The organism is Mycolicibacterium lacusdiani, from assembly GCF_021916785.1.
In the GTDB taxonomy this organism is placed as follows: Bacteria; Actinomycetota; Actinomycetes; order Mycobacteriales; family Mycobacteriaceae; genus Mycobacterium; species Mycobacterium lacusdiani.
The window spans coordinates 892,858-919,260 of record NZ_JAKCFC010000002.1 but is presented as its reverse complement, the minus strand read 5'-3'; the positions used below and the strand labels follow the sequence as shown (position 1 = coordinate 919,260).

Annotated in this window: 29 protein-coding genes; 14 read left to right on the top strand and 15 right to left on the bottom strand. The window is 68.4% G+C overall.

The window, feature by feature from the left end:
• Positions 1-4: 4 nt before the first annotated feature.
• Complete coding sequence (locus LOK44_RS09490; RefSeq protein ID WP_237569712.1) at positions 5-1,183, top strand: acyl-CoA dehydrogenase family protein; 1,179 nt, start codon at positions 5-7, stop codon at positions 1,181-1,183.
• On the opposite strand, the gene LOK44_RS09485 is transcribed toward LOK44_RS09490, so the two are convergent.
• The 5 genes from LOK44_RS09485 to LOK44_RS09465 form a co-directional block, all read right to left on the bottom strand.
• Positions 1,143-1,658 (bottom strand): RDD family protein, encoded by a 516-nt coding sequence (locus LOK44_RS09485; RefSeq protein ID WP_237569711.1) that lies wholly within the window; start codon positions 1,656-1,658, stop codon positions 1,143-1,145. The two genes, LOK44_RS09490 and LOK44_RS09485, sit on opposite strands and share 41 nt — an antisense overlap.
• A gap of 95 nt (positions 1,659-1,753) precedes the next feature.
• Positions 1,754-2,902: a hypothetical protein gene (locus LOK44_RS09480; RefSeq protein WP_237569710.1), complete on the bottom strand. Its 1,149-nt coding sequence runs from the start codon at positions 2,900-2,902 to the stop codon at positions 1,754-1,756.
• Positions 2,903-3,014: 112 nt separating this feature from the next.
• Entirely contained in the window at positions 3,015-3,416 is a 402-nt protein-coding gene (locus tag LOK44_RS09475) for a DUF4190 domain-containing protein (RefSeq protein ID WP_237569709.1), read from the bottom strand.
• A 181-nt stretch (positions 3,417-3,597) separates the two neighbouring features.
• Positions 3,598-4,998, bottom strand: coding sequence for a cystathionine beta-synthase (locus LOK44_RS09470; RefSeq protein ID WP_237569708.1), 1,401 nt, complete (start codon positions 4,996-4,998; stop codon positions 3,598-3,600).
• Between the two features lie 29 nt (positions 4,999-5,027).
• A complete protein-coding gene (locus LOK44_RS09465; protein WP_237569707.1) occupies positions 5,028-6,080 on the bottom strand; it encodes an alpha/beta hydrolase fold domain-containing protein in 1,053 nt (350 codons plus the stop codon).
• Positions 6,081-6,273: 193 nt separating this feature from the next.
• Between LOK44_RS09465 and LOK44_RS09460 the strand changes: the two genes are divergently transcribed.
• A complete protein-coding gene (locus LOK44_RS09460; protein WP_237569706.1) occupies positions 6,274-7,233 on the top strand; it encodes an SGNH/GDSL hydrolase family protein in 960 nt (319 codons plus the stop codon).
• 60 nt (positions 7,234-7,293) lie between these two features.
• A complete protein-coding gene (locus tag LOK44_RS09455) occupies positions 7,294-8,511 on the top strand; it encodes an acetyl-CoA C-acetyltransferase (RefSeq protein WP_237569705.1) in 1,218 nt (405 codons plus the stop codon).
• Positions 8,512-8,569: 58 nt separating this feature from the next.
• Here the strand turns inward: LOK44_RS09455 and LOK44_RS09450 are convergent, their stop codons facing one another.
• A complete protein-coding gene (locus LOK44_RS09450) occupies positions 8,570-9,415 on the bottom strand; it encodes a hypothetical protein (RefSeq protein ID WP_372481211.1) in 846 nt (281 codons plus the stop codon).
• 177 nt (positions 9,416-9,592) lie between these two features.
• Positions 9,593-10,450 (bottom strand): Bax inhibitor-1/YccA family protein, encoded by an 858-nt coding sequence (locus LOK44_RS09445; protein ID WP_237569703.1) that lies wholly within the window; start codon positions 10,448-10,450, stop codon positions 9,593-9,595.
• A gap of 172 nt (positions 10,451-10,622) precedes the next feature.
• Between LOK44_RS09445 and LOK44_RS09440 the strand changes: the two genes are divergently transcribed.
• From LOK44_RS09440 to LOK44_RS09430, 3 genes are all read left to right on the top strand, one after another.
• On the top strand, positions 10,623-11,669 hold the full coding sequence (locus LOK44_RS09440) for an enoyl-CoA hydratase/isomerase family protein (RefSeq protein WP_237569702.1): 1,047 nt from the start codon (positions 10,623-10,625) through the stop codon (positions 11,667-11,669).
• A 2-nt stretch (positions 11,670-11,671) separates the two neighbouring features.
• Positions 11,672-12,448 carry an enoyl-CoA hydratase gene (locus tag LOK44_RS09435; RefSeq protein ID WP_237569701.1) on the top strand — a complete coding sequence of 259 codons (777 nt, stop codon included), beginning with the start codon at positions 11,672-11,674 and terminating at the stop codon, positions 12,446-12,448.
• 72 nt (positions 12,449-12,520) lie between these two features.
• The gene (locus tag LOK44_RS09430; protein WP_237569809.1) at positions 12,521-14,188 is read left to right on the top strand and encodes an alpha/beta hydrolase; all 1,668 of its coding nucleotides are present in this window, start codon (positions 12,521-12,523) and stop codon (positions 14,186-14,188) included.
• On the opposite strand, the gene LOK44_RS09425 is transcribed toward LOK44_RS09430, so the two are convergent.
• Both LOK44_RS09425 and LOK44_RS09420 read right to left on the bottom strand, forming a co-directional pair.
• The gene (locus LOK44_RS09425; protein ID WP_237569700.1) at positions 14,185-14,577 is read right to left on the bottom strand and encodes a rhodanese-like domain-containing protein; all 393 of its coding nucleotides are present in this window, start codon (positions 14,575-14,577) and stop codon (positions 14,185-14,187) included. The genes LOK44_RS09430 and LOK44_RS09425 overlap by 4 nt on opposite strands.
• Positions 14,577-15,119 carry a cysteine dioxygenase gene (locus tag LOK44_RS09420; protein ID WP_237569699.1) on the bottom strand — a complete coding sequence of 181 codons (543 nt, stop codon included), beginning with the start codon at positions 15,117-15,119 and terminating at the stop codon, positions 14,577-14,579. The genes LOK44_RS09425 and LOK44_RS09420 overlap by 1 nt, the downstream gene beginning before the upstream one ends.
• Before the next feature lie 112 nt (positions 15,120-15,231).
• Between LOK44_RS09420 and lpqV the strand changes: the two genes are divergently transcribed.
• Positions 15,232-15,681 (top strand): lipoprotein LpqV, encoded by a 450-nt coding sequence (gene lpqV, locus LOK44_RS09415; RefSeq protein ID WP_237569698.1) that lies wholly within the window; start codon positions 15,232-15,234, stop codon positions 15,679-15,681.
• Positions 15,682-15,718: 37 nt separating this feature from the next.
• Positions 15,719-16,213 (top strand): MarR family winged helix-turn-helix transcriptional regulator, encoded by a 495-nt coding sequence (locus LOK44_RS09410; RefSeq protein WP_237569697.1) that lies wholly within the window; start codon positions 15,719-15,721, stop codon positions 16,211-16,213.
• Here the strand turns inward: LOK44_RS09410 and LOK44_RS09405 are convergent.
• Entirely contained in the window at positions 16,210-16,956 is a 747-nt protein-coding gene (locus LOK44_RS09405; RefSeq protein WP_237569696.1) for an SDR family oxidoreductase, read from the bottom strand. The genes LOK44_RS09410 and LOK44_RS09405 overlap by 4 nt on opposite strands.
• A 192-nt stretch (positions 16,957-17,148) precedes the next feature.
• On the opposite strand from LOK44_RS09405, the gene LOK44_RS09400 reads away from it, so the two are divergent.
• Together LOK44_RS09400 and LOK44_RS09395 are read left to right on the top strand one after the other, a co-directional pair.
• Positions 17,149-17,373: a hypothetical protein gene (locus tag LOK44_RS09400; RefSeq protein ID WP_237569695.1), complete on the top strand. Its 225-nt coding sequence runs from the start codon at positions 17,149-17,151 to the stop codon at positions 17,371-17,373.
• 55 nt (positions 17,374-17,428) lie between these two features.
• Entirely contained in the window at positions 17,429-18,454 is a 1,026-nt protein-coding gene (locus LOK44_RS09395) for a patatin-like phospholipase family protein (protein WP_237569694.1), read from the top strand.
• A 6-nt stretch (positions 18,455-18,460) separates the two neighbouring features.
• Here the strand turns inward: LOK44_RS09395 and LOK44_RS09390 are convergent, their stop codons facing one another.
• Positions 18,461-19,318 carry a patatin-like phospholipase family protein gene (locus LOK44_RS09390; RefSeq protein WP_237569693.1) on the bottom strand — a complete coding sequence of 286 codons (858 nt, stop codon included), beginning with the start codon at positions 19,316-19,318 and terminating at the stop codon, positions 18,461-18,463.
• A gap of 86 nt (positions 19,319-19,404) precedes the next feature.
• Here LOK44_RS09390 and LOK44_RS09385 point away from each other — a divergent pair, with 86 nt between their 5' ends.
• On the top strand, positions 19,405-20,448 hold the full coding sequence (locus LOK44_RS09385) for a zinc-binding dehydrogenase (protein ID WP_237569692.1): 1,044 nt from the start codon (positions 19,405-19,407) through the stop codon (positions 20,446-20,448).
• 87 nt (positions 20,449-20,535) lie between these two features.
• On the opposite strand, the gene LOK44_RS09380 is transcribed toward LOK44_RS09385, so the two are convergent.
• On the bottom strand, positions 20,536-21,591 hold the full coding sequence (locus LOK44_RS09380; protein ID WP_237569691.1) for an NAD(P)H-dependent amine dehydrogenase family protein: 1,056 nt from the start codon (positions 21,589-21,591) through the stop codon (positions 20,536-20,538).
• Between the two features lie 126 nt (positions 21,592-21,717).
• Between LOK44_RS09380 and LOK44_RS09375 the strand changes: the two genes are divergently transcribed.
• Positions 21,718-22,917 (top strand): lipid-transfer protein, encoded by a 1,200-nt coding sequence (locus tag LOK44_RS09375; RefSeq protein WP_237569690.1) that lies wholly within the window; start codon positions 21,718-21,720, stop codon positions 22,915-22,917.
• Positions 22,918-23,007: 90 nt separating this feature from the next.
• Here the strand turns inward: LOK44_RS09375 and LOK44_RS09370 are convergent, their stop codons facing one another.
• The 3 genes from LOK44_RS09370 to LOK44_RS09360 all read right to left on the bottom strand — a co-directional run bounded on the left by LOK44_RS09370 (position 23,008) and on the right by LOK44_RS09360 (position 25,506).
• On the bottom strand, positions 23,008-23,259 hold the full coding sequence (locus LOK44_RS09370; protein WP_237569689.1) for a DUF8129 domain-containing protein: 252 nt from the start codon (positions 23,257-23,259) through the stop codon (positions 23,008-23,010).
• Positions 23,256-23,672: a hypothetical protein gene (locus LOK44_RS09365; RefSeq protein ID WP_237569688.1), complete on the bottom strand. Its 417-nt coding sequence runs from the start codon at positions 23,670-23,672 to the stop codon at positions 23,256-23,258. Before LOK44_RS09365 ends, LOK44_RS09370 begins: the two co-directional genes overlap by 4 nt.
• A gap of 202 nt (positions 23,673-23,874) precedes the next feature.
• Positions 23,875-25,506 (bottom strand): fatty acid--CoA ligase, encoded by a 1,632-nt coding sequence (locus LOK44_RS09360; protein ID WP_237569687.1) that lies wholly within the window; start codon positions 25,504-25,506, stop codon positions 23,875-23,877.
• Between the two features lie 162 nt (positions 25,507-25,668).
• Here LOK44_RS09360 and LOK44_RS09355 point away from each other — a divergent pair, with 162 nt between their 5' ends.
• Both LOK44_RS09355 and LOK44_RS09350 read left to right on the top strand, forming a co-directional pair.
• Positions 25,669-25,986: a hypothetical protein gene (locus LOK44_RS09355; RefSeq protein ID WP_237569686.1), complete on the top strand. Its 318-nt coding sequence runs from the start codon at positions 25,669-25,671 to the stop codon at positions 25,984-25,986.
• 80 nt (positions 25,987-26,066) lie between these two features.
• Positions 26,067-26,378 (top strand): hypothetical protein, encoded by a 312-nt coding sequence (locus LOK44_RS09350; protein ID WP_237569685.1) that lies wholly within the window; start codon positions 26,067-26,069, stop codon positions 26,376-26,378.
• The last annotated feature ends 25 nt before the right edge of the window (positions 26,379-26,403 follow it).

Here is a 26,403-nt window from a genome sequence, read left to right as displayed (position 1 = left end):
GACCATGCCGACCCACGGGACTTCGACCGTTGAAACCCTGCTGGACCTCGACTCGCTGTTGAGTACCGAGGACCTCGAACTGCGCAGCATGGTCCGGCAGTTCGGCGAACAACGCCTGCGCCCGCACGTCGCGGAGTGGTTCGAGAGCGGCGTGGTGCCGGTGCGCGACCTCGCCGTGGAGATCGGCAAGCTCGGTCTGCTCGGGATGCACCTCACCGGATACGGCTGCAGCGGATCGTCGGCGACGGCGTACGGCCTGGTGTGCCAGGAGATGGAGGCCGTCGACAGCGGGTTGCGCAGCCTCGTCTCGGTGCAGGGCTCGCTCGCGATGTTCGCAATTCACCACTGGGGCAGCGAGGAGCAGCGCGAGCAGTGGTTGCCCGGCATGGCGGCCGGTGAGTTGATCGGCTGCTTCGGGCTGACCGAACCGGACTTCGGCTCCAACCCGGGCGGGATGCGCACCACCGCCAAGCGCGACGGTTCCGACTGGATCCTCAACGGCTCGAAGATGTGGATCACCAACGCGTCGATCGCCGACGTCGCGATCGTGTGGGCGCGCGCCGAGGAAGGGGTGCTGGGGTTCGCGGTGCCGACCTCGACGTCCGGCTTCTCCGCGCGGGAGATGACGCACAAGATGTCCCTGCGGGCGTCGGTCACCTCGGAGTTCAGTCTCGACGACGTCCGCGTGCCCGATGCGGCGAAACTGCCAGGCGCTCGGGGGCTCTCGGGTCCGCTGGCGTGTCTGTCGGAGGCCCGCTTCGGCATCGTGTTCGGGGCGGTGGGCGCTGCCCGCGACTGTCTGGAGGCCACGTTGGCCTACGTCGGTACGCGCGAGGTATTCGACAAGCCGCTGGCGGGCTACCAGCTGTCCCAGGCCAAGATCGCCGACATGGCAGTCGAACTCGGCAAGGCGCAGCTACTGGCGCTGCACCTGGGCAAGCTGAAGGACGAGGGGCGCATCCGGCCCGAGCAGGTGAGCGTCGGCAAGCTCAACAACGTCCGCGAGGCGCTGAGGATCGCCCGGCAGTGCCGAACCCTGCTCGGCGCCAACGGGATCACGCTGGAGTACCCGGTGATCCGGCACGCCAACAACCTGGAGTCGGTGCTGACCTACGAGGGCACGTCGGAGGTGCACCAGCTCGTCATCGGCGAGGCGCTGACGGGTGTGAGCGCGTTCCGCTGACGCACACCGTCGCGACCAGCTTGTCGGCGAACGTCTGATGCCGCCGATCCCACAGCGGCCACAGATAGCCCAGGCCGAGCGGCACGGCGTTGAGCACGTGCCCCGCAGCGCGTCCGAGTGACCACCACGGGCCCACCGGCTGACCCGTTTCGGTGCCTATTACGCGCAGCCCCAACGCCGACTTGCCGATGCTGGCTCCGGTGCGGCCCTGACGCCACCCGAGGTTCCACAGCGTGAAGACGACCGAGCCCAGCCACGCCGCCCCGTACGCGAGGGTGCCCGCGGTGCTGATGCCCGATCCGCACTGAGCGCCGAGGTCCAGTGCCGACGTGTCGGCGTCACACTCGCGAATCCTGGTCAGCCACATGATCGCCAGCGCCAGCGCCAGTGCCGCGACGATGGGAAGCAGGTCGACGGCGAACGCCGCGCAACGCCTCGACCAGGGCGCATGATCGGTGTCGAGTCGAACGACCACTGTCTTCCTCTCCTCGGGCGCGTAGACCTCCCCAGCAAAACACGACGGCCCCGCGGTGGTGAACCACGGGGCCGTCGCGTTCGCGTGAGACGAGACTACGGGGTCAGCGGTGCGACCTGACCACCGCTGAGCTTGCGGTAGGTGAACACCAGCAGCAGCGACGCCACCGGTACCGCGACGAGCAGGCCGACACCGCACAGCAGCGCTCCGACGATCGTGATCGCCACCGTGATCAGGTAGACGATGAGCACGGGGACGATATTCGCCTTGACGAGCTGGAAGCTCGCCTTGATCGCGTCGATGGCACCGCAGTTGCGGTCAACCACGATGACCGTCGTGAAGATGGCGAACAGTGCCACCACGAGGCCGGGGAGGAAGCACAGCGCCGAACCGATCGACGTCGCCACCCCGACGATCAGCGTGGCGATGATGACGTTGGTGATGTTGCGCGGCTTGAAGAACGAGCCGATGGTCACCGGCCGTCCGTCGGCGATGTCGAGGACACCGCCGAGGAACGCCGACTGCGCCGCGGCGACGACGATCAGCGTCAGGAGGCCGCCGAGGATGAGCACGGCGATGCTCGCGCCGCCGAGCCCGGCGCTGTAGGAGTAGGAGAAGCTCGAGTCCGTCTCGAAGGACTCGTACGTGCTGGTGGGCGCCAGCGCCATCGCGATGCCCTGCACGATTGCGTAGAGGACGCCCACGATCAGGGCGTACACCAGCGTTGGGACGATCAGCGGAACGGCGTTCTTGCTGAACTTGTTCCAGGCCCACGAGAAGCCCTCGCCTGCGCTGAAGTTCTGCTGCCCGAAGCCCTGGCCGCCGGCGGACGCGTAGCCGGCCGGCGCGTAACCGCCGGGGGGCGGCGACGCGTAACCACCCTGCGGAGGCGGTGGATAGCCGCCCTGGGGCGGGGGCGGGTAGCCGCCCTGCGGAGGCGGCGGGTAACCACCCTGCGCAGGCGGGTAGCCGCCCTGGGTGGGCGGGTAGTTGCCCTGCGGCGGCGGATAGTTGCCTTGGGTCGGCGGGTAGTTGCCCTGCGGCGGCGGATAGTTGCCTTGGGTCGGCGGGTAATTGCCCTGCGGGGGTGGGTAATTGCCTTGGGGCGGTGGGTAGTTGCCCTGCTGGGGCGGGTAGTTGCCCTGGGGCGGCTGGTTCGTGGGCGGCGGCGAACCGAACCCGCCCTCGTTGGACTGCGGGACGTCGTCGCCGTCGGACGACGGCGGGGGCGGAGGACTGGTCATGACTTACCTCTGTTCTGTTTCAAGTGACGTGTTCGTGGCGCACTGCGCCGAAAGTGTTGTGCCGCACGGATTGCAGGCGTACCGAGACGACCAACTCGTGCGGTGCTGCTCGCTAGCTGAAGTAGATCGCGTAACCGACGATGCCGAGTACCACGAAGATCGCGCCGACCACGATCCCGGCCTGCGCCAGGCCGCGACCGCCTTCACCGGTCTGCTTGATCTGGTTGAGCGCCACGACGCCGAGCACGATGCCGAGGATCGAACCGACGCCGCACAGCAGACCGAGGACGGCGCAGATCAGCGACGCAATCGCCAGCGTGTTCGTCTTCGTCGGTGCACCACCACCGAAGCCACCCGGCGGCGGCGGGTAACCGCCACCCTGCGGCGGCGGTGGGTATCCCCCGCCCTGCGGCGGCGGTGGGTAACCGCCACCCTGTGGTGGGGGTGGGTAACCGCCACCCTGCGGCGGGGGCGGTGGGTAGTTCCCCGGGGGAGGTGGCGGTTGATCGGTCATGGGCGCCTTCCGGTGATCATGTGCGAGGCACGAGCGGTGTAACCCTACCTGAGAACATGATCAATTCCGGGGGCAAAAAGCGAAAGTTCGGCACCGACTGCCACTTTCGCACCACCCCGGAAAACGGGACCCAGCAACCTGCTTCTCGCCGGTGATCCGGCGCGCGCGAAAGACCGTGGCGCTACCGCCTAGCTGCGGATGCGCCCTCCGACAGGAAGCCCAGCAGGTCGTGGCGAGTCAGGACGCCGACCGGCTTGCCCTCCTCGACGACCATCACGGCATCGCATTCACGCAACGTCTTCGCGGCCGTGCTGACGAGTTCACCCGCGCCGATGAGTGGCAGCGGTGGGCTCATGTGCTTGGCCACGGCGTCGGCCAGCTTCGCCCGGCCCTCGAACACCGCCGACAGCAGCTCGCGCTCGGACACGCTGCCCGCCACCTCGCCGGCCATCACCGGCGGCTCGGCACCGACCACCGGCATCTGCGAGACGCCGTACTCCCGCAGGATTCCGACCGCGTCGCGCACGGTCTCGGACGGGTGCGTGTGCACCAGGTCGGGTAGCGCGCCGGACTTTCCGCGCAGCACGTCGCCGACGGTCGACTCCGCCACCGTTCCGTCGAGCCTGCTGCGCAAGAACCCGTACGACTGCATCCACGAATCGTTGAAGATCTTCGACAGGTAACCGCGACCGCCGTCGGGCAGGAGGACGACCACGAGCGCGTCGGGCCCGGCTCGTTCGGCGACCCGGATGGCGCCGACGGCGGCCATGCCGCAGGATCCGCCGACCAGCAGCGCTTCCTCGCGGGCGAGGCGGCGAGTCATCTCGAAGGAGTCGGCGTCGGAGACGGCGATGATCTCGTCGGGCACTGTCGGGTCGTACGCCGATGGCCAGAAGTCCTCACCGACGCCTTCGACCAGGTACGGCCGCCCCGTGCCACCGGAGTAGACCGAACCCTCGGGGTCGACTCCGATGATTTGCACCGCACCGCCGGACACCTCCTTGAGGTACCGGCCGGTGCCCGTGATGGTGCCGCCGGTTCCGACGCCCGTCACGAAGTGGGTGACCTTGCCGTCGGTGTCGGCCCAGATCTCGGGGCCGGTGGTCTCGTAGTGACTCTCCGGGCCCATCGGGTTCGAGTACTGGTCCGGCTTCCAGGCGCCCTCGATGTCGTTGGTCAGGCGGTTCGAGACGCTGTAGTAGCTGTCGGGGTCGTCCGGGGCGACGGCGGTCGGGCACACCACGACCTCGGCGCCGTAGGCGCGCAACACGTTTCGCTTGTCCTCGCTGACCTTGTCCGGGCAGACGAAGATGCACTTGTAGCCGCGCTGCTGTGCGACCAGAGCAAGGCCGACGCCGGTGTTGCCCGACGTGGGTTCGACGATGGTGCCGCCGGGCTTCAGTTCACCGCTGGCCTCCGCGGCGTCGATCATCTTGATCGCGATGCGGTCCTTGGCGCTGCCGCCGGGATTGAGGTACTCGATCTTCGCCGCGACCGTGCCTGCACCCTCGGGGACGACGGAGTTCAGCCGTACCAGAGGAGTGTTGCCGATGAGTTCACTGATGTGCTGCGCGATACGCATGCGTCCATCGTGTCAGGCCGACGGACCGGTTACCAAGTGGCCTCTCGGATGTAGTCGCCGATCTGCTTGAGCGAGCGCGTCGCCTCCTTGACCGCAGGCGCACCCAGCTGGAAGACGTGCATCTGACCAGGCCAGATGCGCACCTCGACCGGGACGCCGGCCGCGGCGAGCATGTGGGCCGCCTTCCGCGCGTCGTTGAGCAGAACCTCCGAGCCCGACACGTGGATCAGCGTGCGCGGCAGCCCCGGCTCGATGTGGTCGAGGGGCTCGTAGACCGGCTCGGGCTTGCCGTCGACCAGGTGTCGTTCGGCAGCGGCCTGGATCAGCTCGACGAGCGCGGGGAACGCCCGGGGCGGGAACATCGCGTCCGTGTGGGCGTTCGGGTGCTGGGTGCGGCTGTCGTTGTCGATCTCGAACAGCGGCGACATCGTGACGACGGCGGCCGGCAGCTCGTTCTCGAGGTGCAGCCGTTCGGCCAGCGCCAGCGAGAGGTAGCCGCCTGCCGAGTCGCCGGCCAGCACGATCTGTTCGGGCTCGTAGCCCTTCAACCGCAGCCACTGGTACGCGTCGTAGCAGTCGTCCAGCGCCTGGCCGACCGAGTGCTTGGGGATCATTCGGTAGTTGACGACCAGCGCCGGCGAGTCGCTGAACCGCGACAACGCGGTGACCATCCGACCGTGGGTGTTCACGCCGCACGTCAGGAACGCGCCGCCGTGCATGTAGAGCACGATGCTGCGCTTGCCGTCGGCGGGAAGCACGCCGGCCGCCCGGACCAGCTGGGCGGTGGTGTTGGGCAGCTTGATCGTTGCTCGGATGGTTCCGGGGGCTGGCCGAAGCGCTCGAGCAGCGAAGTCGAGCACTCCCCACGGCCACGGCATACGGGGAGCCAGGCTACCGATTGTCAGCGTTGGCCGAATCGTAAGTGCGGCGCCGAGGGCAAACAGCCGACCGGCCAGGCTCGGACCATCCTCGACGATCTCGACGGGGGCACCGTCACTGACTGGGAACCGACGCGACTTGCGCGCCCTAGCAGCCCCGATGGGCGATCCGTGGGACCCGTGGATCTTGCTCGGTGCGGTCATCGCCACCACTTCCTACGCCGTTGTAGTGCCAGGTCGGGCTACTTCTAAGCCAACCCAGGTAACTTAGCTTGACACCTCGTGTTTGATTCAACAATCAAGGGATTCACTTTCGTACCGCACTTGATATCGCACCGTGACCGCCCTCATTCGTTGCAACGCTGATATCCCGCGGGGCCGCACCTAAACTTGCTGCGTGGGCATCCGTGCACCGCGTCGGTCGCTCGCCCTGGCGGCGACCGCGACACTGGCATCGACGGGTTACGTCGGCGTCCGCAACCTCTTGAGCGGACAGGCCGATCAGGCCCGCAGCGTCATCCCCAAGGCATGGGACGTTCCGCCGCGCGCCGACGGGGTGTACTCGCCGGGCGGTGGACCGGTCGAGAAGTGGCACCGCGGCGTCGCCTTCGACCTGCACCTGATGATCTTCGGCGACTCGACCGCGACGGGCTACGGCTGCGCGTCTGCCGACGAGGTGCCCGGGGTGCTGATCGCGCGGGGCCTCGCCGAGGAGTCTCGAAAGCGGGTGCGCCTGAGCACCAAGGCCATCGTCGGAGCCACGTCCAAGGGGCTGTCCGGCCAGATCGACGCCATGTTCGTCGCCGGGCCGCCGCCGGACGCCGCGGTCGTGATGATCGGCGCCAACGACATCACGGCCCTCAACGGCATCCCCCAGTCAGCGCGTCGGGTGGGCGCCGCCGTCAGCCGGTTGCGGGCCAGCGGCGCCGTCGTCGTCGTCGGCACGTGCCCCGACTTCGGCGTCATCACCGCGATCCCGCAGCCACTGCGGACGGTGGCCCGCACGTTGGGCTTGCGTCTCGCGCATGCGCAGGCAGTCGCCGTGCGGTCGGCAGGTGGGGTACCCGTGCCGTTCGCGGACCTGATGGCACCCGAGTTCCTCAAGGCGCCCGAGCAGTACTTCTCGTCGGACATGTTCCACCCATCCGCCAACGGCTATTCGCTGGCGGCCTCGCAGCTGCTACCCGCGCTGTGCACCGCGCTCGGCATCGGTTCGCACGGGCAAGCGGTCGAGCCGGCGCTGGAGCAACGCTCGTCGCACGCGGCGGCTCTGCTGGCACGGATCGGTGGCGTCGGCCGGTTGTGGCGGCGCACCACCGGCGTACCCGCGCCGATCGTCGCTCCGGTCACCGGTTAGGTTCGGGGTAACCGTCGTCCACTAGGCGTGACAACGCCGCTCCACCCCGAGGAGACCGCCATGCCCGAAGCCGTCATCGTCGCCACCGCGCGCTCGCCGATCGGCCGCGCCGTCAAGGGGTCGCTGGCCACCATGCGCCCGGACGACCTCGCCGCCCAGATGGTGCGCGCGGTGTTGGACAAGGTGCCGTCGCTGGACCCGCGCGACATCGACGACCTGATGATGGGTTGCGCGCAGCCCGCAGGTGAGGCCGGCTACAACATCGCCCGCGCGGTCGCCGTCGAACTCGGCTACGACTTCCTGCCAGGCACCACGGTCAACCGCTACTGTTCGTCGTCGCTGCAGACCACGCGCATGGCGTTCCATGCGATCAAGGCAGGCGAGGGCGACGTGTTCGTCTCCGCAGGCGTCGAGACGGTGTCGCGCTTCGGCGTCGGCGCGGCCGACGGTGCGCCCAACAGCAAGAACCCGATGTTCGAGGACGCTCAGGCACGCACGGCCAAGCAGGCCGAGGGCGCCGACGAGTGGCACGACCCGCGCAACGACGGCAACGTGCCCGACGTCTACATCGCGATGGGCCAGACGGCCGAGAACGTCGCGCTGCACACCGGCATCAGCCGTGAGGACCAGGACCACTGGGGCGTTCGCTCACAGAACCGCGCGGAGGAGGCCATCAAGAGCGGCTTCTTCGAGCGCGAGATCGTGCCCGTCACGCTGCCCGACGGCACCGTCGTCTCGACCGACGACGGCCCCCGCGCAGGCACCAGCTACGAGAAGATCAGCCAGCTCAAGCCGGTCTTCCGCCCGAACGGCACGATCACCGCGGGCAACGCCTGCCCGCTGAACGACGGCGCTGCCGCCGTGGTCATCATGAGCGACACCAAGGCCAAGGAGCTGGGTCTGACCCCGCTCGCGCGCATCGTGTCGACGGGTGTGTCCGGGCTGTCGCCGGAGATCATGGGCCTCGGTCCGATCGAGGCGATCCGCAAGGCGCTCGGGAAGGCCGGCAAGCAGATCTCCGACATCGACCTGGTCGAGATCAACGAGGCGTTCGCCGTGCAGGTCATCGGCTCGGCGCGCGAGCTGGGCATCGACGAGGACAAGCTGAACGTCTCCGGCGGCGCGATCGCCCTGGGCCACCCCTTCGGCATGACCGGCGCCCGCATCACCGCCACGCTGCTCAACAACCTTGCCACGCATGACAAGACGTTCGGCATCGAGTCGATGTGCGTCGGCGGCGGCCAGGGCATGGCGATGGTCGTGGAGCGCCTGAGCTAGGTCTTCTTCTTCTCGCCGAGACTGCGGTGAGATCGTGGTTTCACCCGAAATCGCGATCTCACCGCAGTCTCGCGTCGTATGCGGACCGGACCCGACGCGCGATCTCGGCCGGACGATCGCCGGCGACGACGCGGATTACGATCCACTTCATTGAGTTCAGAAACTCCAGCCGCACGATGTCCTTCCTGTAGCTCGGGCGGTCGAGCCGGTGATGCTCGCCGTCATACTCGACCGCGATCTTGAGTGCCTCCCAACCCATGTCGAGGTAGTAGCGCGCTCGACCGTTCGGTCCCATTACCGGGATCTGCGTCTGCGGACGCGGGAATCCAGCGTCTACGAGGAGCAGCCGAAGCCAGGTCTCCTGGGGCGACTCTGCGCCTGGGTCGTGCCGATCGAGCGCGGCCTCGAGTAGCCGTACGTTTCGGGCCCCGCGGTGGCGTGTCGCCAGATCCATGACGTCCTCGACGGAAAGAGCAACGGCGTTGCCCAACGCGTCCAGTCGGGCGACTGCCTCACCGAGCCGGTGATGACGGCCGATGTCGAAGGCGGTGCGCGCGGGCGTGGTCACCGACATTCCGTCGAACTCGGCGTACTCGTCGGCGAAGAGGCGGTAGTCGTAGGTCCGCATGCCTCGGGGCGGTCTGGCGTTCGGCCAGATCAGTTCTATCGGCAGGGATTCGTCGATCCACTTCGCGCCGTGTAGCGCAGATGCGGTGAGGCCCGCGATCACGCCTTCGCGGTGCGACCACAGCCATGCGGCACGCGCGCGCCGCGCGAGGGTGAGATCGACGCTCGGGGCCAGATACACGTCGGGGAAGATCGCGCGGTAGGTCTTCCGCAGGTCGTACTTGCCGACGAGTCCTGCAGTCAGTGCCTCGCTACCGATGAACGGCTGATCGTCGATGCGCATGTGTCGACGATCGCCGCTCGACCGTCACTCGAGGTCGCCGAGACTGCTGTCAGAGCGCGATCTGGGGATGAACCGCGATCTGTTAGCAGTTTCGGCGCCCGACCTTCAGCCTCCCCCCAAACAAAGGAAAGCCCGGCACGTGAAACGTGCCGGGCTTTCCGAGTGTGACTACTAGTCGCTGTTGAAGTACGACAGCAGTCGCAGGATCTCCAGGTAGAGCCAGACCAGCGTGACGGTCAGGCCGAGGGCGATGCCCCAGGCTGCCTTCTCCGGCGCACCGGCACGGATCAGCTGATCGGCCGAGTCGAAGTCGATCAGGAACATGAACGCCGCGAGGCCGATGCAGACCAGCGAGAAGATGATCGCCAGCGGGCCGCCGCTGCGCAGGCCGAAGCCCTCGCCGCCACCGACGCCGAACAGGCCGAGCACCAGGTTGAGCAGCGCGATGGCCATGACGCCGAAGAGCGCCGCGACCAGCATGCGGGTGAACTTTGGCGTGACGCGGATGGCGCCGGTCTTGTAGACGACGAGCATGCCGACGAACACGCCGACCGTGCCGAAGATCGCCTGCGCGATCATGCCGGGGCCACCGGTGGACACCAGGTTGGCGAACAGGAACGACGCGGCGCCGAGGAACACGCCCTCGAGCGCGGCGTAGCTCAGCACGATGGCCGGGTTGTCCTGCTTGCGACCGAACGTCGCGATCATGATCAGAGCGAAGCCGCCGAGTCCACCGACGAGCACGAACGGCATCATCAGGCCGGTGTTCATGGAGACCATGAAGTACGACAGGACACCCATCACCGCGACGACGGCCAGCGTGATGCCGGTCTTGGTGACGACGTCGTCGATGGTCAGCGGCCGGGAAACACCGGCCTGCTGGCGATCGGTCGTGTACGGCTGAGCCGCGTACGGGTCAGCCTGTGCCGTTGCCGCGCCGAAGCCGGCGGCATTGGTACCGAATTGCGCGTATCCCCCTTGCTGCCCCTTGGGCAGCGAACGGAATACCGGGTTGCTGCTTTCGCGCACCGTCGGATCCTCTCCTGTGCTGTGTTTCGTCTGCTGACGAATACTCCACCAACGATCAGCGTGGCAGACATGGTTCCCTGCCGTCGACTTTCCCTCGGTGAATTCTGTGAACTTCCTCAGCGTGAAGCTACCCGTGGCATGTTGCGGGGAGACGACGATCTAGATTGCAATCGTGACTCGAAACGAGGACGTCCTAGTAAGTGTCGAGAACGGCGTCGGGCAGGTGACGCTGAACAGGCCGAAGGCGCTCAACTCGCTCACCGCGACGATGGTGGCGAGCCTCGCCGAGGCGTTGGACGAGTGGGAGCGCGACGACGCCGTCCACACCGTCCTGCTGACGGGTGCGGGCGAGCGCGGACTCTGCGCGGGGGGTGACGTGGTCGCGATCTACCACGACGCGAAGGCCGGCGGCGCGAAGACGCGAACCTTCTGGCACGACGAGTACGTGCTCAACGCCCGCATCGCCGAGTATCCGAAGCCCTACGTGGCCGTGATGGACGGCATCGTCATGGGCGGCGGCGTCGGCGTGACCGCACACGGCAGCGTCCGGGTGGTCACCGACACCACCAAGATGGGCATGCCCGAGGTCGGCATCGGCTTCATTCCCGACGTCGGCGGCACCTACCTCCTGTCCCGGGCGCCGGGTCGGCTCGGCACGCACGCAGCGCTGACAGGCGCCCCGTTCACTGGTGCCGACGCCATCGCGATGGGCTTCGCCGACCACTTCGTGCCGCACGCATCCGTCGACGCGTTCACGGCGGCCGTGATCGCCGACGGCGCCGACGCGGCGATCACGGCCCACGCCGTCGAGCCGCCCGCCAGCCCGCTTCTCGCGCAACGGCAGTGGATCGACGAGTGCTATGCGGGCGATACGGTCTCCGACATCCTCTCCGCGCTGCGCGGGCACGATGCCGAGCAGGCGAACGCCGCGGCCGACCTCATCGCCACCCGCTCCCCCATCGCCCTCTCCGTGACGCTGGAGGCGGTCCGTCGAGCCGCCGATCTACCCAGCCTCGAAGACGTTCTGCGACAGGAGTTCCGGACGTCCTGTGCAGCGCTGAAGTCGCACGACCTCGTCGAGGGGATTCGCGCCCAGCTGGTCGACAAGGACCGCAACCCCAAGTGGCAGCCGCCGTCGCTGACCCTGTGCAGCCCCGACGAGGTGGCGGCCTACTTCGCCCCAGCCGACCCCGATCTGACCCTTCCCGGACAGGAGTGACCATGAGTGAGTACGAGACGATTCTGGTGACGCGCGAGGACCGCGTGGCGACCATCACCCTGAACCGGCCGAAAGCGCTCAACGCGCTCAACAGCCAGGTGATGGCCGAAGTCACCGGTGCGGCAGCCGAACTGGATGCCGACGAAGGCGTTGGCGCCATCGTCTTGACGGGCAGCGCCAAGGCGTTCGCGGCAGGCGCGGACATCAAGGAGATGTCGGAGCTGTCGTTCGCCGACGTGTACGGCCGCGACTTCTTCGCTCCCTGGGCTGCGTTCGCGGCCACCAGGACTCCCACGATCGCGGCCGTCGCCGGCTACGCGCTCGGCGGTGGCTGCGAGCTTGCGATGATGTGCGACATCCTGATCGCCGCCGACACCGCGAAGTTCGGCCAGCCCGAGATCAAACTGGGCGTCCTCCCCGGCATGGGCGGCAGCCAGCGCCTCACCCGGGCGATCGGCAAGGCCAAGGCCATGGACCTGATCCTCACGGGCCGTAACATGGACGCCGAGGAGGCCGAACGCGCAGGCCTGGTCTCGCGCGTCGTGCCGGCCGACGCACTGCTCGACGAGGCTGCTGCGACCGCCGCCATCATCGCGGGGATGTCGCTGTCGGCGTCGCGGATGGCCAAGGAAGCCGTCAACCGTGCGTTCGAGTCGACGCTCGCCGAAGGTCTGCTCTACGAGCGCAGGCTGTTCCACTCGGCGTTCGCGACCGACGACCAGACCGAGGGCATGGCGGCGTTCGTCGAGAAGCGCCCGCCAAACTTCACCCACCGATAACATGCGCGGGTGACCGACACCGACACCAGGGCGCCCGAGGAGTCGGACGAGCCGCAGACACCGGTCGAACCGGTGGACACGGCGTCGAAGCCGCCCGCCGAACCGGCCTGGTGGCTGCGTCACTACACGTTCTTTGGCACTGCCGTCGGGCTGGTGTTCATCTGGCTGTCGCTGAGCCCGTCGCTGCTGCCCCGCGGGCCGCTGTTCCAGGCCTTGGTCTGCGGGGCGGCAGGTGCGATTGGCTACGGCCTCGGCGTGTTCGGCGTGTGGCTGGTGCGGTACATGCGCTCGGCGGACACCTCGCCGCGAGCGCCCAAGCGCGCCTGGCTGGCGCTACTGGTCGTCGGCGTCGTCGGGCAGGTGCTGGCCATCGTCTGGTTCCACCACTGGCAGGACGACGTCCGCGACCTGATGGGCGTGCCGCGGCTCGGCTTCTGGGATCACCCGCTGACCGCGGTGCTGTCGATCGTCGTCCTGTTCCTGTTCGTCGAAATCGGCCAGCTCGTCGGCAGGTTGGTCCGCTTCCTCGTCCGGCAGCTCGAACGCGTTGCGCCGCCCCGGGTCTCGGCCGTCGTGGTGGTCGCCGTCCTGCTCGCGCTGACCATCGCGCTGCTCAACGGCGTCGTGGCGCGCGTCGGGATGGACGTCATCAACAACACGTTCGAGGCCGTCAACGACGAGACCGACCCCGACAACCCCGCCCCGAATACCCCGCTGCGGTCGGGCGGGCCGGGCTCGCTGGCCAGCTGGGAGTCCCTCGGCCATCAGGGCCGGGTGTTCATGTCGGGCGGCCCGACGGTGGAGGAACTGCGCGAGTTCAACGGCGGCACACCGCTTGAGCCGATCCGGGCGTACGCGGGGCTCAACTCCGCCGACGGCATCAAGGCCACGGCGGCGCTGGCCGCGGCCGAGCTGGTGCGCACCGGCGGGCTGGAGCGCAAGGTCGTGGCGGTGGCGACGACCACCGGAACCGGCTGGATCAACGAGGCCGAGGCCGGCGCGCTGGAGTACATGTACAACGGCGACACCGCGATCGTGTCGATGCAGTACTCGTTCCTGCCGAGCTGGTTGTCGTTCCTGGTGGACAAGGAGAACGCGCGCCAGGCCGGACAGGCGCTGTTCGAGGCGGTCGACGGACTCATCCGGGCCATGCCCGAGGCCGATCGGCCGGAGCTGGTGGTGTTCGGCGAGAGCCTCGGGTCGTTCGGCGGCGAGGCTCCGTTCCTGGCGCTGAACAACCTGGTGGCCCGTACCGACGGCGCGCTGTTCTCCGGTCCGACGTTCAACAACACGATCTGGACCGACCTGACTGCCAACCGTGATCCCGGTTCCCCGGAGTGGTTGCCGATCTACGAGAAGGGCCGCAACGTCCGCTTCGTCGCCGAGCCACCGAACCTCGGGCGGCCTGCCGATCCGTTCGGCGATCCGCGGGTGGCATACCTGCAGCACGCGTCGGACCCGATCGCCTGGTGGACGCCGGATCTGCTGTTCCAGAAGCCTGATTGGCTGCGCGAGGAGCGCGGCTACGACGTGCTCCCGGAGATGGAGTGGATTCCGGTCGTGACGTTCCTGCAGGTGTCGGCGGACATGGCGGTGGCGATCGACGTGCCCGACGGTCACGGCCACGTGTACATCCGTGACGTCGCGAACGCCTGGGCCGCGGTACTGCAGCCGCCCCGCTGGACGCCCGAGAAGACCGAGCGGCTCCGCCCACTGCTACTGCGTGGCTATTCGAGCTAGCCGGCTCGCGAATCGAGTTGCGCGAGAACGTCCGTGGCCTTCAACGCTTGATACCCGCCGGCGACGTCGGTGGCGCGGTGCAGACCCAGGTCCTGCAGCGCCGCCGCGGCCAGGCTCGAGGTGTAGCCCTCAGAGCACAGGATCAGCCATTCGACGTCGTCGCTGACGGCCTGCGGCAGGCGCGCGTCGCTGGTGGGGTCGCATCGCCACTCGAGGACGTTGCGCTCGATGACCAGTGCCGCGTCGACACCGCCTTCGGCGGCACGCTGAGCGGCGGGCCGGATGTCGACCAGCAGTGCGCCGCGATCGATCGCGTCGGGCACGTCGGCCGCCTCGATCCGGGTCAGCTTGGCCCGCGCGGCGGCGAGTACGGCGTCGATGCGGCTCATCAGTCGCCTTCCGGCTTGTCGGTCAATTCGGTCCGGTTGCGCCGCAGCGTGTTGCGCTCGGTCACGTCGTAGTACGACATGGCCGTCAGCGGCGGCGAGTAGGCGTGCACGCTGAGCGTGGGTCCCGCCGCGGGGTTCACGGCGATGCTCTCCGGCGCCCACACCACGTCGTGCACCCAGCCCAGCGGGAAGCCGGCTTGGTCCCCTGCGTCGAGCCGACGGCGGCGCAGAGCACCGCCGTCCCAACGGGTTTCGTGCAGGGCACCGGATACCACGGTCAGCGCGCCGAGCGACCCGCCGTGGTCGTGCAGTTCGGTGGCGCGCTCGGGCACCCAGCTGATGAACCAGACGTCGAGTTCGTCGTCACCGAGCAGTCGGGTGAACCACCGCTCGTCGGCGGGCGGCCCGCCCGCGGGCAGCAGGTGTTGGTAGCGGCCGGACAGGACGTCGTCGGCGGCGCGGTCGGTGGCGTGCAGCAGATCCGGAAGGCGCAGCCGAGTGGGCGCGACGACGGATGGGGACGCGAGGGATGCAACGGGCATGGGTATGGACTCCCAGGGATGCGGACGGTTGGGGGGCGGGCGTCAAGCCCGACAACACTCCCCAAAGGCGGTCCATTCCATCACGACCGCGAGTGTTGCATAGATTGGCGGCATGCGCACCAACGCGATAGCGACGTTCACCGCGGCGACCGCCGTCGGCGTGGCCCTCCTCTCCGGCTGTTCGTCGGGCTCGGAGCAGGGCGGCGCCTCGTCGTCGGAGGCGCAGCCTGCGACGACCGCCACGACGACCCAGACGACCGAGGCGCGCGCCGCCGAGCCCGGCCAGGTCGGCGTGTCACCCGGCGGCGTGACGACGGCGGTCGGCGCGGCGGCCGTGTCCACCGAGGACGAGTACTTCCAGGCCTGCTCGGCGGCCAAGACGTGGATGGCGGCCAAGGGCGGCGACCTCAAGGCGCAGTTCGAGCCCTACCTGGCCGATCTGCAGTCGACCGACGCCCCGGGGCCGGGCACGTTCGGCACGCCGTGGTCCAAGCTGACGCCCGACCGGCAGTCCGCCGTCATCGTGGCCGCCGAGGCCGCGGCGGACGATCTCTGCGGCTGAGCGCCTTTGAATCACGGGTGCGAGAAACCGGCATGACATGACTCCAGCCGACGACCCGTCGACGCTCACGCCGTCTCAACAGAACGCCTGGTTCCACTACATGCGGTTGTATCACCGCCTGGAGTACGAGATGAATCGGCATCTGCAGACCGATTGCGGACTGTCTCTCGGCGATTACACGGTGATGAACGCGCTCTCGCACGCGCCCGATCACCGCATGCAGCTCTCGGCACTGGCGAACACGATCGGCTGGGAGCGCAGCAGGCTCTCCCATCACCTTCGGCGGATGGTCTCCCGCGACCTCGTTGCGACGTCGCGCTCGGAGACCGACGGCAGGGGTACCGACGTCACGTTGACGCAGGCGGGATGGGAACGCCTGCGCGACGCCGCCCCCAAACACGCGGCGTGGGTGCGACGGTCGTTCTTCTCCGACGTCGACCGCGCGCAGGAGGGTGCCCTCGCCGAGGTTCTCGCCGCCGTGTACGAGAACCTGCTGCGCGAGGGCACCCTGCCGCGGCCCGAGATCCTCTAGACCTGGTTCGCGCCGCCGTCGACGAACACCTCGGAGCCGGTCATGAAGCTGCTGTCGTCGGACGCGAGAAACGCCACGGCAGAGGCGATTTCGCTCGGGTTGCCGATGCGCCGCATCGGCACCGTTGCGGCCTGCCCGTCCAGGAGCGCCTGCTGCTGGTCGGCAGGCGCGAGTTCCCGCAGCCCCCGCGTCTCGACGGGACCCGGTACGACGGTGTTGACGCGGATGCCACGGTCGACGAGTTCGGCGGCCCACGTGCGGCCGAACGAACGGATGGCCGCCTTGGACGCCGCATAGGCGCCGAATGCGGGCCCGCCCTTCGTGGCGGCCGTCGAGCCGGTCAGCACGACCGAGGCTCCGCGGTTGAGCAGCGGCAGCATCTTCTGCACCGTGAACACGGTGCCTCCGACGTTGCGGTTGAACGTGTCCGCGAGACGCTCGGGAGTCTCGTCCTCCAGCGTCGCGAACTCGCCTCCGCCCGCGTTGGCGAAGAGGACGTCGAGACCCGCGCCGCGGGCGGCGATCACCTCCGCGAGATGGTCGAGGTCAGCGGCCACCGTGATGTCGCTGCGGACGCCGGTGGCGGCGTCGCCGATCGTCGCCACGGCCTCGTCGACCGTGGCCTGATTGCGTCCCGTGATGAAGACGTGGGCGCCGTCGGCGGCGAGCCGCTGGGCGGCGGCCAGTCCGATGCCGGACGTTCCGCCGGTAACGAGGGCGGTCTTCCCGCTGAGCTGTGACATGTCGGTCTCCTCGAGATTCGTCAGCGGCCGTTCCGCTGGTTCGACTTCCACAACTACGTGATATGTCACCTTTATTCCGGTCGCGCCCCGGGTGTCGGCCGACACAAGATCATTTAGGCCGTCTACATGTAGTGGTGCGGATCACAAACCTCGGTATGATGTGTCCCGCATCACTTCCGGAGAGGATCGGTCATGATCGGAACGCACGACGACGGCTTGGAGAAATCCAAGACCGCACTTCCCCCCGCCGTCGGCGGATCGATCAACGGCATGCGCGTGCTGATGGGCCTGCTCCTGCTCCTCATCGCCGTCGCAGCCATCAGCGGGATCGTGGTCGCACTCAGCAGCGGCCAGCCCACCGTGGCGTTCATCATCGGCCTGGTCTCCGTCGCCTTCTTCAGCCGCATCGGCTGCTAGCTCCAACCACCACATAGCTCACCGGCCCGGATGCGGCCGGGGCATGATGTCGTCCATGCGCGTGGCATTGGCGCTCGGCAGCGGCGGAGCACGGGGATACGCCCACATCGGCGTCATCAACGAACTCCGCGACCGCGGGCACGAGATCGTCGGCATCGCCGGGTCGTCCATGGGCGCATTGGTCGGCGGTCTGCAGGCCGCCGGGAAACTCGACGAGTACGCAGATTGGGCAGGCACCCTGACCCAGCGCGCCGTGTTGCGTCTGCTCGACCCGTCACTGACCGCCGCGGGCGTACTGCGCGCGGAGAAGATCCTCGACGCCGTCCGCGAGATCCTCGGCGACCTCCTGATCGAGGACCTACCCATCCCGTTCACGGCGGTCAGCACCGACCTGATCAGCGGCAAATCCGTATGGCTGCAACGCGGCCCGGTCGACGTGGCCATTCGCGCGTCGATCGCGATCCCGGGCGTCATCACCCCGCACGAACTCGACGGCCGGTTGCTCGCGGACGGCGGCATCCTCGACCCGCTGCCGATGGCGCCCATCGCCGCGGTGAACGCCGACGTGACGATCGCCGTCAGCCTCAACGGCGACGACCCGTTCCGGCACGACCCGCCGGAGGGACCGCGGCCGAGCGCCGAACTGCTGAACCGGATGTGGCGCAGCACCACGGCGCTCCTCGACTCCGCGACGGCGCGCACGCTGCTCGAAACCCCTGCTGCCCGAACGGTGTTGAGCCGCTTCAGCGCCTCCGCCGCCGCCGAAGCCGCGGCCGAGGACGCTGCCGGGGAGCCGACCGCCGACCTCGGCCCCGTCCGCGAGGCCGATCCGATGCCGGTCCCGCGGCTGGGCGGCTTCGAGGTGATGAACCGCGCCATCGACATCGCCCAGGCTGCTCTGATGCGGCACACGCTCGCCGCCTACCCACCCGATCTGCTCATCGAGGTACCCCGCACGACGTGCCGCAGCCTCGAGTTCTACCGCGCGAACGAGGTCATCGAGATCGGCCAGGAACTCGCGGCGCTCGCGCTGGACACGTTCGTCGACCGCCCGAGCGACCGCCCGAGCGGCGAGTCCTAGCGCAAACTAGGACACACCGAGGAACGCGGCCACCCGGGCCGCCTCGCGTCGGCCCTGGGCGCGCCCGGCTCGGGCGGACGGGATCCGGCATGCCGGATCCAGGGGGTTGGGCCCGAATGCCTCGAGCGCGCCGTCGTCGGCGAAGACGGTGAGCGTGCGGCCGTCGAAGGCGTCGATCTCCGCTCGAGCACCGTCGCCGAACGGCGACGGCGTGTTCTCTCCCGACGGCAGCAGCACGACGACGGTGTCGCAGTCGCGAGCCACCGCCATGTTCACGCTGCTGCCCACGCCGCCGTCCATGTACCGCCTGCCGTCGATCGTGACCGGCGGCCACGCTCCCGGTACGGCGCAGCTCGCGGCGACCGCATCGACCAGGCCGACGCCGGAATTCGCGTCCAGGACCACCAATTCGCCGGTCTCGATGTCGATGGCGGTGACCCGCAGTACCCGCCGGGGCCAGTCGTGCGACGGCAGCCGGTGGGCGATGACGTCGCGGCGAACCGATTCGGCGACGGTGTCGGTCGACGCGGCGATCTCGCCGATCCGCCGCAGCCGCTGCTCCGTGGTGGCGCCGGGCGTGAGCATCGCGGTGACGAACAGCTCGGTGATGGCGGCGACGTCCACGCCGGAGTCGATCTCGAAGGACGTCTCGGCGACCTGACGGCCGAACAGCTCCTCGAGGGCGGTGCCGCTGCCGAGCTGCGCGGCGACCGTCGATCCCGCCGAGGTGCCGACGAGGACGTCGGACTCCAGCAGCGCCGTCGCCGCGGCAGGCGACTCGTCGGCGATCCCACACAGGATGCCCGTCTCCCAGGCGATGCCCGCCAATCCCCCGCCCGCCAGTACGAGCCCGCGTTTGGTCACGGGAACCGAGTCTGCCAAACGACCACGGCGCTAGGGTGGGCGACGGGTGCCCCCGGCCCATCCGGGCACGCGACGAACGGAGCGACATGGCTGACACGATGCGAGCCCAACGGTTCTACGCCGATTCGAAAACCATTGCGGTGGAGGACGTTCCCATTCCCGAGCCGGGGCCCGGCGAGGTCCTGGTCAAGATCGCCTTCTGCGGGATCTGCCACTCCGACCTCAGCCTGATCAACGGTACGTTCCCGTCGCAGCTCCCCGTCGTCACGCAGGGGCACGAGGCGTCGGGCACCGTCGCCGCGCTCGGGCCGGGCGTGACCGGATGGGCGGAGGGTGACCGCGTCGTCGTCGCTGCCGGCAAGCCGTGCATGACCTGTCCGAACTGCATGCGCGGCGACATGGCCAACTGCCTGGCGATCCGGCTCATGGCGTTCGCCTACGACGGCGGGTGGGCCGAGTACACCGTCGCGCAGGCGTTCGGTCTGACGAGGATCCCCGACAACGTGCCGATGGAGCAGGCGGCCATCCTGGCCGATGCCGTGTCGACGCCGTTCGGCGCCGTCGTGCACACGGCTGGGGTCGGCATCGGCGAATCGGTCGGCGTGTGGGGCGTCGGCGGCCTCGGCACGCACGTCGTCCAGTTGGCCCGCCTGGTGGGCGCGGCGCCGATCGTGGCGGTCGACGTCAAGCCCGCCATCCTCGACCGCGCGCTCGCCGTCGGCGCCGACTACGCCTTCGATGCGCGCGACGAGCACCTGGCCGCCAAGATCGCCGAGGCGACCGGTGGGCGCAACCTCGACGTCGCCTTCGACGCGGTGGGAATCAAGTCCACCTTCGAACAGTCGCTCAACAGCCTCACCGTCGGTGGCCGCATGGTCGGCATCGGGATGAGTGCGGACAGCCCGGACATCGGGCCGACGTCGATCTTCAACCTATTCCAGCGAAAGGTGCTGGGCCACCTCGGTTATCAGAACGCCGACATCGGCACGCTGGCCACGTTGGTCTCGCGCGGACGTCTCGACCTGTCGCGCTCGATCAGCGACGTGGTGCCGCTCGAGGACGTGGCCCGCGGCATCGAGATGCTCGACAAGGCCGAGGGCGACCCGATCCGCATCCTCGTGCAGCCCTGACCCGTCCCCCACTTCCGCGCCGAACTGGAGAGTCACGTCGTTGCCGGCGGGCGAATCGCGACGTGACTCTCCAGTTCGGCGGAGGGGTTAGCGCAACCGGGGCGCGGCCTTGCCGCTGATGAGCGGGAGGTCGAGGTAGGTCGCGATGCCCGGGGCCGCGGCGCACACGGCGGGCACCGAGTTCACGCAGTGCGCGGCGGTCGCGACGATGCCGTTGTTCGACTCCAGGCCCGCCGCGACGCTCTCGGGCTGGAAGCCCTTGACGACGACCGTGAAGTCGGGGTTGCCCTTCGCCTCCATCTCGTAGCGTTCGCCCGCGGGGCCGAACGTCCACGCCGGATCGAGGTTCTCCTGGCCCATGAACCAGTTGACCGTCACGCGCACGACCACGTCGTCGCCGACGACGGCCTCCCAGTGGAACTTGCGGGCCGCGACCTGCCCCGGCTGGATCGCGCCCATCGGCGAGTCGATCGGCGCCGTCGCGACCGCGATCTCCTGCCTCGCACGGATCTTGGGGTCCGCCGCGAAGCCCATCTCGTCGACGATCATCCTGACCGACTGGATGAAGCCGCCGTCGAGCAGTTTCTGCATCGGCCCGGTGAGCGCCTTCTCCGGGGTGTCACCGAAGCCCATCACGTACCGCAGCACGTCGGGCGCGTCGTAGGTCCGCAGGTCCGAGAACTCCTCGGCGCGAACGAATGTCACGCCGGTGGACATGATCGACATCATCAGCGGGAACTTGTCGCTGATGCCGCCGGGGGCGATGCCGGTGCCGTGCAGCGTGACGTTGCCCTCGACCGCCGCTGCCCGCAGCGGAGCACCCTCCTTCTCCCCGGGGTAGAACCACCCGACCGGGGTGACGACGTTCTTTCCCGAGCGCAGCAGGGCGGCCACCTCGTCGGGGTTCGGCATCAGCGGGGAGTAGATGACCGCGTCGGCGTCGAGGGCGAGGATCTCGTCGACGCTGTTCGTCGCGGTGACGCCGAGCGGTTCGACGCCAACCAGCTCGCCGACGTCCTTGCCGCTCTTGGCCTCCGAGTGCACCCAGCATCCGATGAGTTCGAGGTCGGGGTGATCGAGCACGCCCTTGATGGCCGCAACTCCCACACCACCGGTCGCCCACTGCACCACCCGCAACGCCATCCGTGACTCCCCTCGGCGACAGAACTAGAACGTGTTCTAATCAGAACTACACCACCGGACCGCGCTGGACTGCCCGTTTCGCGGCGGTAAGTTGCAGTCGAACGCAATGTCGCGAAGGGATCAGCCATGCCGAGAACCACTAACCGAGTCTTCGTCGTCGGGGTCGGGATGACCAAGTTCGAAAAACCCGGCCGCCGCGAGGGGTGGGACTACCCGGACATGGCCAGGGAGTCGGGCACCAAGGCGCTCGAGGACGCCGGCATCTCGTATGACGAGGTCGAGCAGGGCTACGTCGGCTACTGCTCGGGCGACTCGACGTCGGGGCAGCGGGCGCTCTACGAACTCGGCATGACGGGCATCCCGATCGTCAACGTGAACAACAACTGCTCTACCGGGTCGACGGCGCTCTACCTCGCCGCACAGGCCATCCGCGGCGGCCTCGCCGACTGCGTCATGGCGCTGGGCTTCGAGAAGATGCAGCCGGGCTCGCTCGGCGGCGGCGCCGACGACCGCGAGTCACCGCTGGGCCGCCACGTGAAGGCGCTCGCCGAGATCGATGAGTTCGCATTTCCCGTGGCGCCGTGGATGTTCGGTGCGGCCGGGCGCGAGCACATGAAGAAGTACGGCACCACCGCCGAGCACTTCGCGAAGATCGGCTACAAGAACCACAAGCACTCGGTGAACAATCCCTATGCGCAGTTCCAGGACGAGTACAGCCTCGACGACATCCTGGGCGCACGGATGATCTCCGACCCGCTGACCAAGCTCCAGTGCTCGCCGACGTCGGACGGGTCCGGTGCAGCGATTGTGGTCAGCGAGGAGTACGTCGCCAAGCACGGGCTCGCCGACCGTGCCGTCGAGATCGTCGGCCAGGCGATGACGACGGACTTCGCGAGCACCTTCGACGGCAGCGCGGCCAACGTCATCGGCTACGACATGAACGTTCAGGCCGCACGCCAGGTGTACGACCAGTCCGGTCTCGGTCCCGAGGACTTCCAGGTGATCGAGCTGCACGACTGCTTCTCGGCCAACGAACTCCTGCTCTACGAGGCGCTCGGACTGTGCGCCGAGGGCGAGGCGCCGAAGCTCATCGACGACGACCAGACGACCTACGGCGGTCGCTGGGTGGTCAACCCGTCGGGTGGGTTGATCTCCAAGGGCCACCCGCTGGGCGCGACCGGCCTCGCCCAGTGCGCGGAGTTGACATGGCAGCTTCGCGGTACCGCCGACAAGCGTCAGGTCGACGGCGTCACGGCCGCGTTGCAGCACAACATCGGCCTTGGCGGCGCTGCCGTCGTGACGGCCTACCAGCGCGCCGACCGCTAGGCGGTCGTCTCGCCGAATGTCGGTTACCGTCACGGTTTGCGGCGAAGAGCGTGGCACGACCCGACACTCGGCAGGGTGGGAGACGAACTGCTAGTGGTCGGAGATCCCATGCTCGACGGACGGGGCGTTGCTGGGGTTGCCACCCGAGGGCTCGGCGCCGTCGGCGAGTTCGCGCGCTCGCGCCTCCAGCACTTCGAGCACGGGCACGCGGGCGGCGTGGCCGGCTTCGTAGGTCAGCACCGCGTCCAGTCCCGCCGCGTCCAGTGCGCGGATGCGGCTGCGCAGGTCGCCAAGCGACATCTCGTCGTAGTCGGGCAGGGGCAGTTCTTCGTGCTTGCTCATGGTTGATCGGCCTTTCTCGTCACGTCTTCGACGACCGTGTACAGCGAATCCCCGTCCTCGGGGGCACCGGCCACCTGTCCGTGGTGGACGCCAGGGTCACTGGGCGCTACGTCGGAACCCTCCATGACCTCGTCGACGCCGGCTTCGCCGTCGGCTGCACTGAGGTCGATGTCGTCGGGCGTCACGTCGGGCACCTCCTCGGCGAGGCGTTGGTCGAGCGACTCCCCTTCGCGTTCTTCTTCGGCCGACATCCCGAACTTGTCCACACCGCTCCAGCCGTCGGGCGGATCGACCACCTCGTCGCCGTCGGCGTTGTGGACTTCGTCGGAGTCGGTGCCCTCCATGGGGCTCAGCATGTCGTCGGCGCCGCCCAGGTCGTTGGCGGAGGTGTCGTCGAGGTCGTCGGTGCTCATCAAGCACACGTATCCATCTGACACGCGACTAAACGGATTGCCGTCGCTCCCGGTGGGTACGTCTGTGTCCATGACCAGACCAGACTCCGTGGGCAACGGCAACGACGGCGATCCGGACGCCGATCCCGACATGATGCGCTCGGGCGCCGACCAGCCCAATCAGGCCGAGGGCGGCGACGACGACGAGTGACGACGCTTGGCCTCAGCCGAGTATGACCACCTCGTAGGCACCGTCGGCGTATCGCGCCCGAATGATCTTCTTGTCGTATTTGCCGACGCTGGTTCGCGGCACGCCCTCGACGTAGGTCCACCGCTCGGGTAGCCACCACCGCACCACTTTGTCGGCGAGGTACTCGCGTAGCTCCTCGGGCGTGGCGGTAGCGCCCTCCTCCAGCACGACCGCTGCCAGCGGGCGTTCCTGCCACCGTTCGTCGGGCACGGCCACGACGGCCGCCTCGAGTACTGCCGGGTGGGCGATGAGGTGGTTCTCCAGTTCCACCGACGAGATCCATTCGCCGCCGGACTTGATCACGTCCTTGGCGCGGTCGGTCAGTGTGACGTAGCCGGCGGGGTCGATGCGGCCGACGTCGCCGGTACGCAGCCAGCCGTGGTCGAACTTCGCCTCGTCGTGCCCGCGGTAATAACTCGCGGTGATCCACGGGCCGCGCACCTCGATCTCGCCGACGGCCTTGCCGTCGCTGGGGAGTCGGTCGCCGTCCTCGTCGACGATGCGCGCCTCGACGCCGCACACGATCTTGCCCTGGGTGCTGCGCAGCGCCCAATGCTCGTCTCCCGAGGTCGACGCCGGCGGCCTGGCGAGGGTGGCCAGCGGTGACGTCTCGGTCATCCCCCAGCCCTGGATGATCTTCACGCCGTGGTCGCGTTCGAACGTCTGCATCATCGACAGCGGGACCGCCGAGCCGCCGCAGGTGACCAGACGAAGCGACGAGATGTCGCGGCCCGGGTTCTTGGCCAGACAGTGGATGACGTCGTTCCAGATCGTCGGCACCGCACAGGACACTGTGGGCCGCTGCGACTCGATCAGGTCGATCAGCGAGGCGGCATCCATGAAGCGGTCCGGCAGCACCAGATCCGCTCCAGCCATCAGCGCGGCGTACGGCAGCCCCCACGCGTTGGCGTGGAACATCGGCACGATGGGCAGCGCACGATCGTCGTAGCCGAGCCCCATCCCGTTGGCGCTGCACACCATCGTCGAGTGCAGATAGCTCGAACGGTGGCTGTAGACAACGCCTTTCGGGTTCCCGGTGGTACCGCTGGTGTAGCACATCGCGGCGGCGTCGGTCTCGACGAGTTCGGGCCAGTCGAACTCCGGCGACTGCCCGGCGACGACGTCGTCATACCGCAGCACGGTGAGGCCGGAGGCGGTCCACGGCGCGATGTCGCCCTCACCGACTGCGATCACGGTGTGCACGGTCTGCAGCATCGGCAGTACGGGCGCGAGCTGGGCGGTCAGTGACAGGTCGGCGACGATCACCGAGTCCTGCGCTTCGTTGGCGATGAACGCGATCTGGTCGGCCGACAGCCGGATGTTCAGCGTGTGCAGCACCGCTCCCATGGCGGGCGCGGCGAGGTACACCGCGAGATGTTCGGCGTTGTTCCACATGAACGTCGCCACGCGCTGATCGCCGGTGACGCCGAGGCCGCGGAGCGCGTTGGCGAGCTTGCCCACCTGATCGCCGAGTTCGCGGTAGGTGATGGTGCGGTAACGCCCCTCGCCGAGCGCGGTCGTGACCGTGGATTGACCGTTCACCTCGACGGCGTAGCGCAGGATCGTGGTGACGGTGAGTGGGAAGTCCTGCATCGTGCTGCGCATCTCTATCGCCCCTGTCGGTTCGCACGCCGTGGGCCCCGATGTTAGCGCTGGTTCCCGTGGTGATGGTGATGTTCAAGACAGCCGTCACTGGAACGAAATCGCAGCTCGAGGCGATGAACATGGTGGAATCAATCAACGCTTGAGTGCAGAAGGGGGCGCAGCGTGCGTCCATCGACAATCCTCGCAACACTCGCCTCGGCAGTCGCCGCGGTGCTACTCGGTCCAGCCGCCGTCGCGAACGCGGAGGAGACTGCTCAGCAGACCATCTCCCGGCTGCAGGACTCTGGCTACACCGTCAACGTCGACCGGGTCGGAAGCGGCCGCATCGACGACTGCGTCGTCACCGGCGTCCGCAATCCGCAGACCGTCACCGAGTACATCCGCGTGCACGACGGCCGCAACGAAGACGGCAGCATCGACTGGGAACTGGTCCCGGTCATCAAGAGCAAGTCCATCTCGGTCTCGCTCAACTGCTCCTAGCACTGCCTGCGGGAATGACCAGCGTTCCCAACGCGATGAAACAGGTGGATGATGTGGAGCACCCGACGGAAGGCACGGTCATGAGGACGAAGAGAACGCTCGTAGCGGCGGCCATGGGCATCGCCGCTGCCGCCGTGATCCCGGCGGGCCTCGCCTCGGCCGAGGAGGAGTCGGCCAGCGAGGTCATCGCGCGGCTGCAGTCCCAGGGCTACACGGTGAACATCGACAAGGTCGGCAGCGGTCCGATCGACTCGTGCACCGTGACGAGTGTGCGCAACCCGCAGTCGGTCTCGCAGCTGGTCCCCTACATCGGGCCCGGGTTCAACGGCGACAATCGCATCCTCGTTCCGCAGATCACCAGCCAGACGGTGTCGGTGTCGCTGGTCTGCTAGTCAGCACGGACAGACGACGAAGGGC

What these genes read in the sequence shown, in the direction of transcription:
- LOK44_RS09490 (WP_237569712.1), top strand. Translation starts at nt 5, where the DNA reads ATGCCGACCCACGGGACTTCGACCGTTGAAACCCTGCTGGACCTCGAC.
- LOK44_RS09480 (WP_237569710.1), bottom strand. Translation starts at nt 2,902, where the DNA reads ATGACCAGTCCTCCGCCCCCGCCGTCGTCCGACGGCGACGACGTCCCG.
- LOK44_RS09475 (WP_237569709.1), bottom strand. Translation starts at nt 3,416, where the DNA reads ATGACCGATCAACCGCCACCTCCCCCGGGGAACTACCCACCGCCCCCG.
- LOK44_RS09470 (WP_237569708.1), bottom strand. Translation starts at nt 4,998, where the DNA reads ATGCGTATCGCGCAGCACATCAGTGAACTCATCGGCAACACTCCTCTG.
- LOK44_RS09465 (WP_237569707.1), bottom strand. Translation starts at nt 6,080, where the DNA reads ATGACCGCACCGAGCAAGATCCACGGGTCCCACGGATCGCCCATCGGG.
- LOK44_RS09455 (WP_237569705.1), top strand. Translation starts at nt 7,294, where the DNA reads ATGCCCGAAGCCGTCATCGTCGCCACCGCGCGCTCGCCGATCGGCCGC.
- LOK44_RS09435 (WP_237569701.1), top strand. Translation starts at nt 11,672, where the DNA reads ATGAGTGAGTACGAGACGATTCTGGTGACGCGCGAGGACCGCGTGGCG.
- LOK44_RS09425 (WP_237569700.1), bottom strand. Translation starts at nt 14,577, where the DNA reads ATGAGCCGCATCGACGCCGTACTCGCCGCCGCGCGGGCCAAGCTGACC.
- LOK44_RS09420 (WP_237569699.1), bottom strand. Translation starts at nt 15,119, where the DNA reads ATGCCCGTTGCATCCCTCGCGTCCCCATCCGTCGTCGCGCCCACTCGG.
- lpqV (WP_237569698.1), top strand. Translation starts at nt 15,232, where the DNA reads ATGCGCACCAACGCGATAGCGACGTTCACCGCGGCGACCGCCGTCGGC.
- LOK44_RS09410 (WP_237569697.1), top strand. Translation starts at nt 15,719, where the DNA reads ATGACTCCAGCCGACGACCCGTCGACGCTCACGCCGTCTCAACAGAAC.
- LOK44_RS09405 (WP_237569696.1), bottom strand. Translation starts at nt 16,956, where the DNA reads ATGTCACAGCTCAGCGGGAAGACCGCCCTCGTTACCGGCGGAACGTCC.
- LOK44_RS09400 (WP_237569695.1), top strand. Translation starts at nt 17,149, where the DNA reads ATGATCGGAACGCACGACGACGGCTTGGAGAAATCCAAGACCGCACTT.
- LOK44_RS09395 (WP_237569694.1), top strand. Translation starts at nt 17,429, where the DNA reads ATGCGCGTGGCATTGGCGCTCGGCAGCGGCGGAGCACGGGGATACGCC.
- LOK44_RS09385 (WP_237569692.1), top strand. Translation starts at nt 19,405, where the DNA reads ATGGCTGACACGATGCGAGCCCAACGGTTCTACGCCGATTCGAAAACC.
- LOK44_RS09380 (WP_237569691.1), bottom strand. Translation starts at nt 21,591, where the DNA reads ATGGCGTTGCGGGTGGTGCAGTGGGCGACCGGTGGTGTGGGAGTTGCG.
- LOK44_RS09375 (WP_237569690.1), top strand. Translation starts at nt 21,718, where the DNA reads ATGCCGAGAACCACTAACCGAGTCTTCGTCGTCGGGGTCGGGATGACC.
- LOK44_RS09370 (WP_237569689.1), bottom strand. Translation starts at nt 23,259, where the DNA reads ATGAGCAAGCACGAAGAACTGCCCCTGCCCGACTACGACGAGATGTCG.
- LOK44_RS09365 (WP_237569688.1), bottom strand. Translation starts at nt 23,672, where the DNA reads ATGAGCACCGACGACCTCGACGACACCTCCGCCAACGACCTGGGCGGC.
- LOK44_RS09360 (WP_237569687.1), bottom strand. Translation starts at nt 25,506, where the DNA reads ATGCGCAGCACGATGCAGGACTTCCCACTCACCGTCACCACGATCCTG.
- LOK44_RS09350 (WP_237569685.1), top strand. Translation starts at nt 26,067, where the DNA reads ATGAGGACGAAGAGAACGCTCGTAGCGGCGGCCATGGGCATCGCCGCT.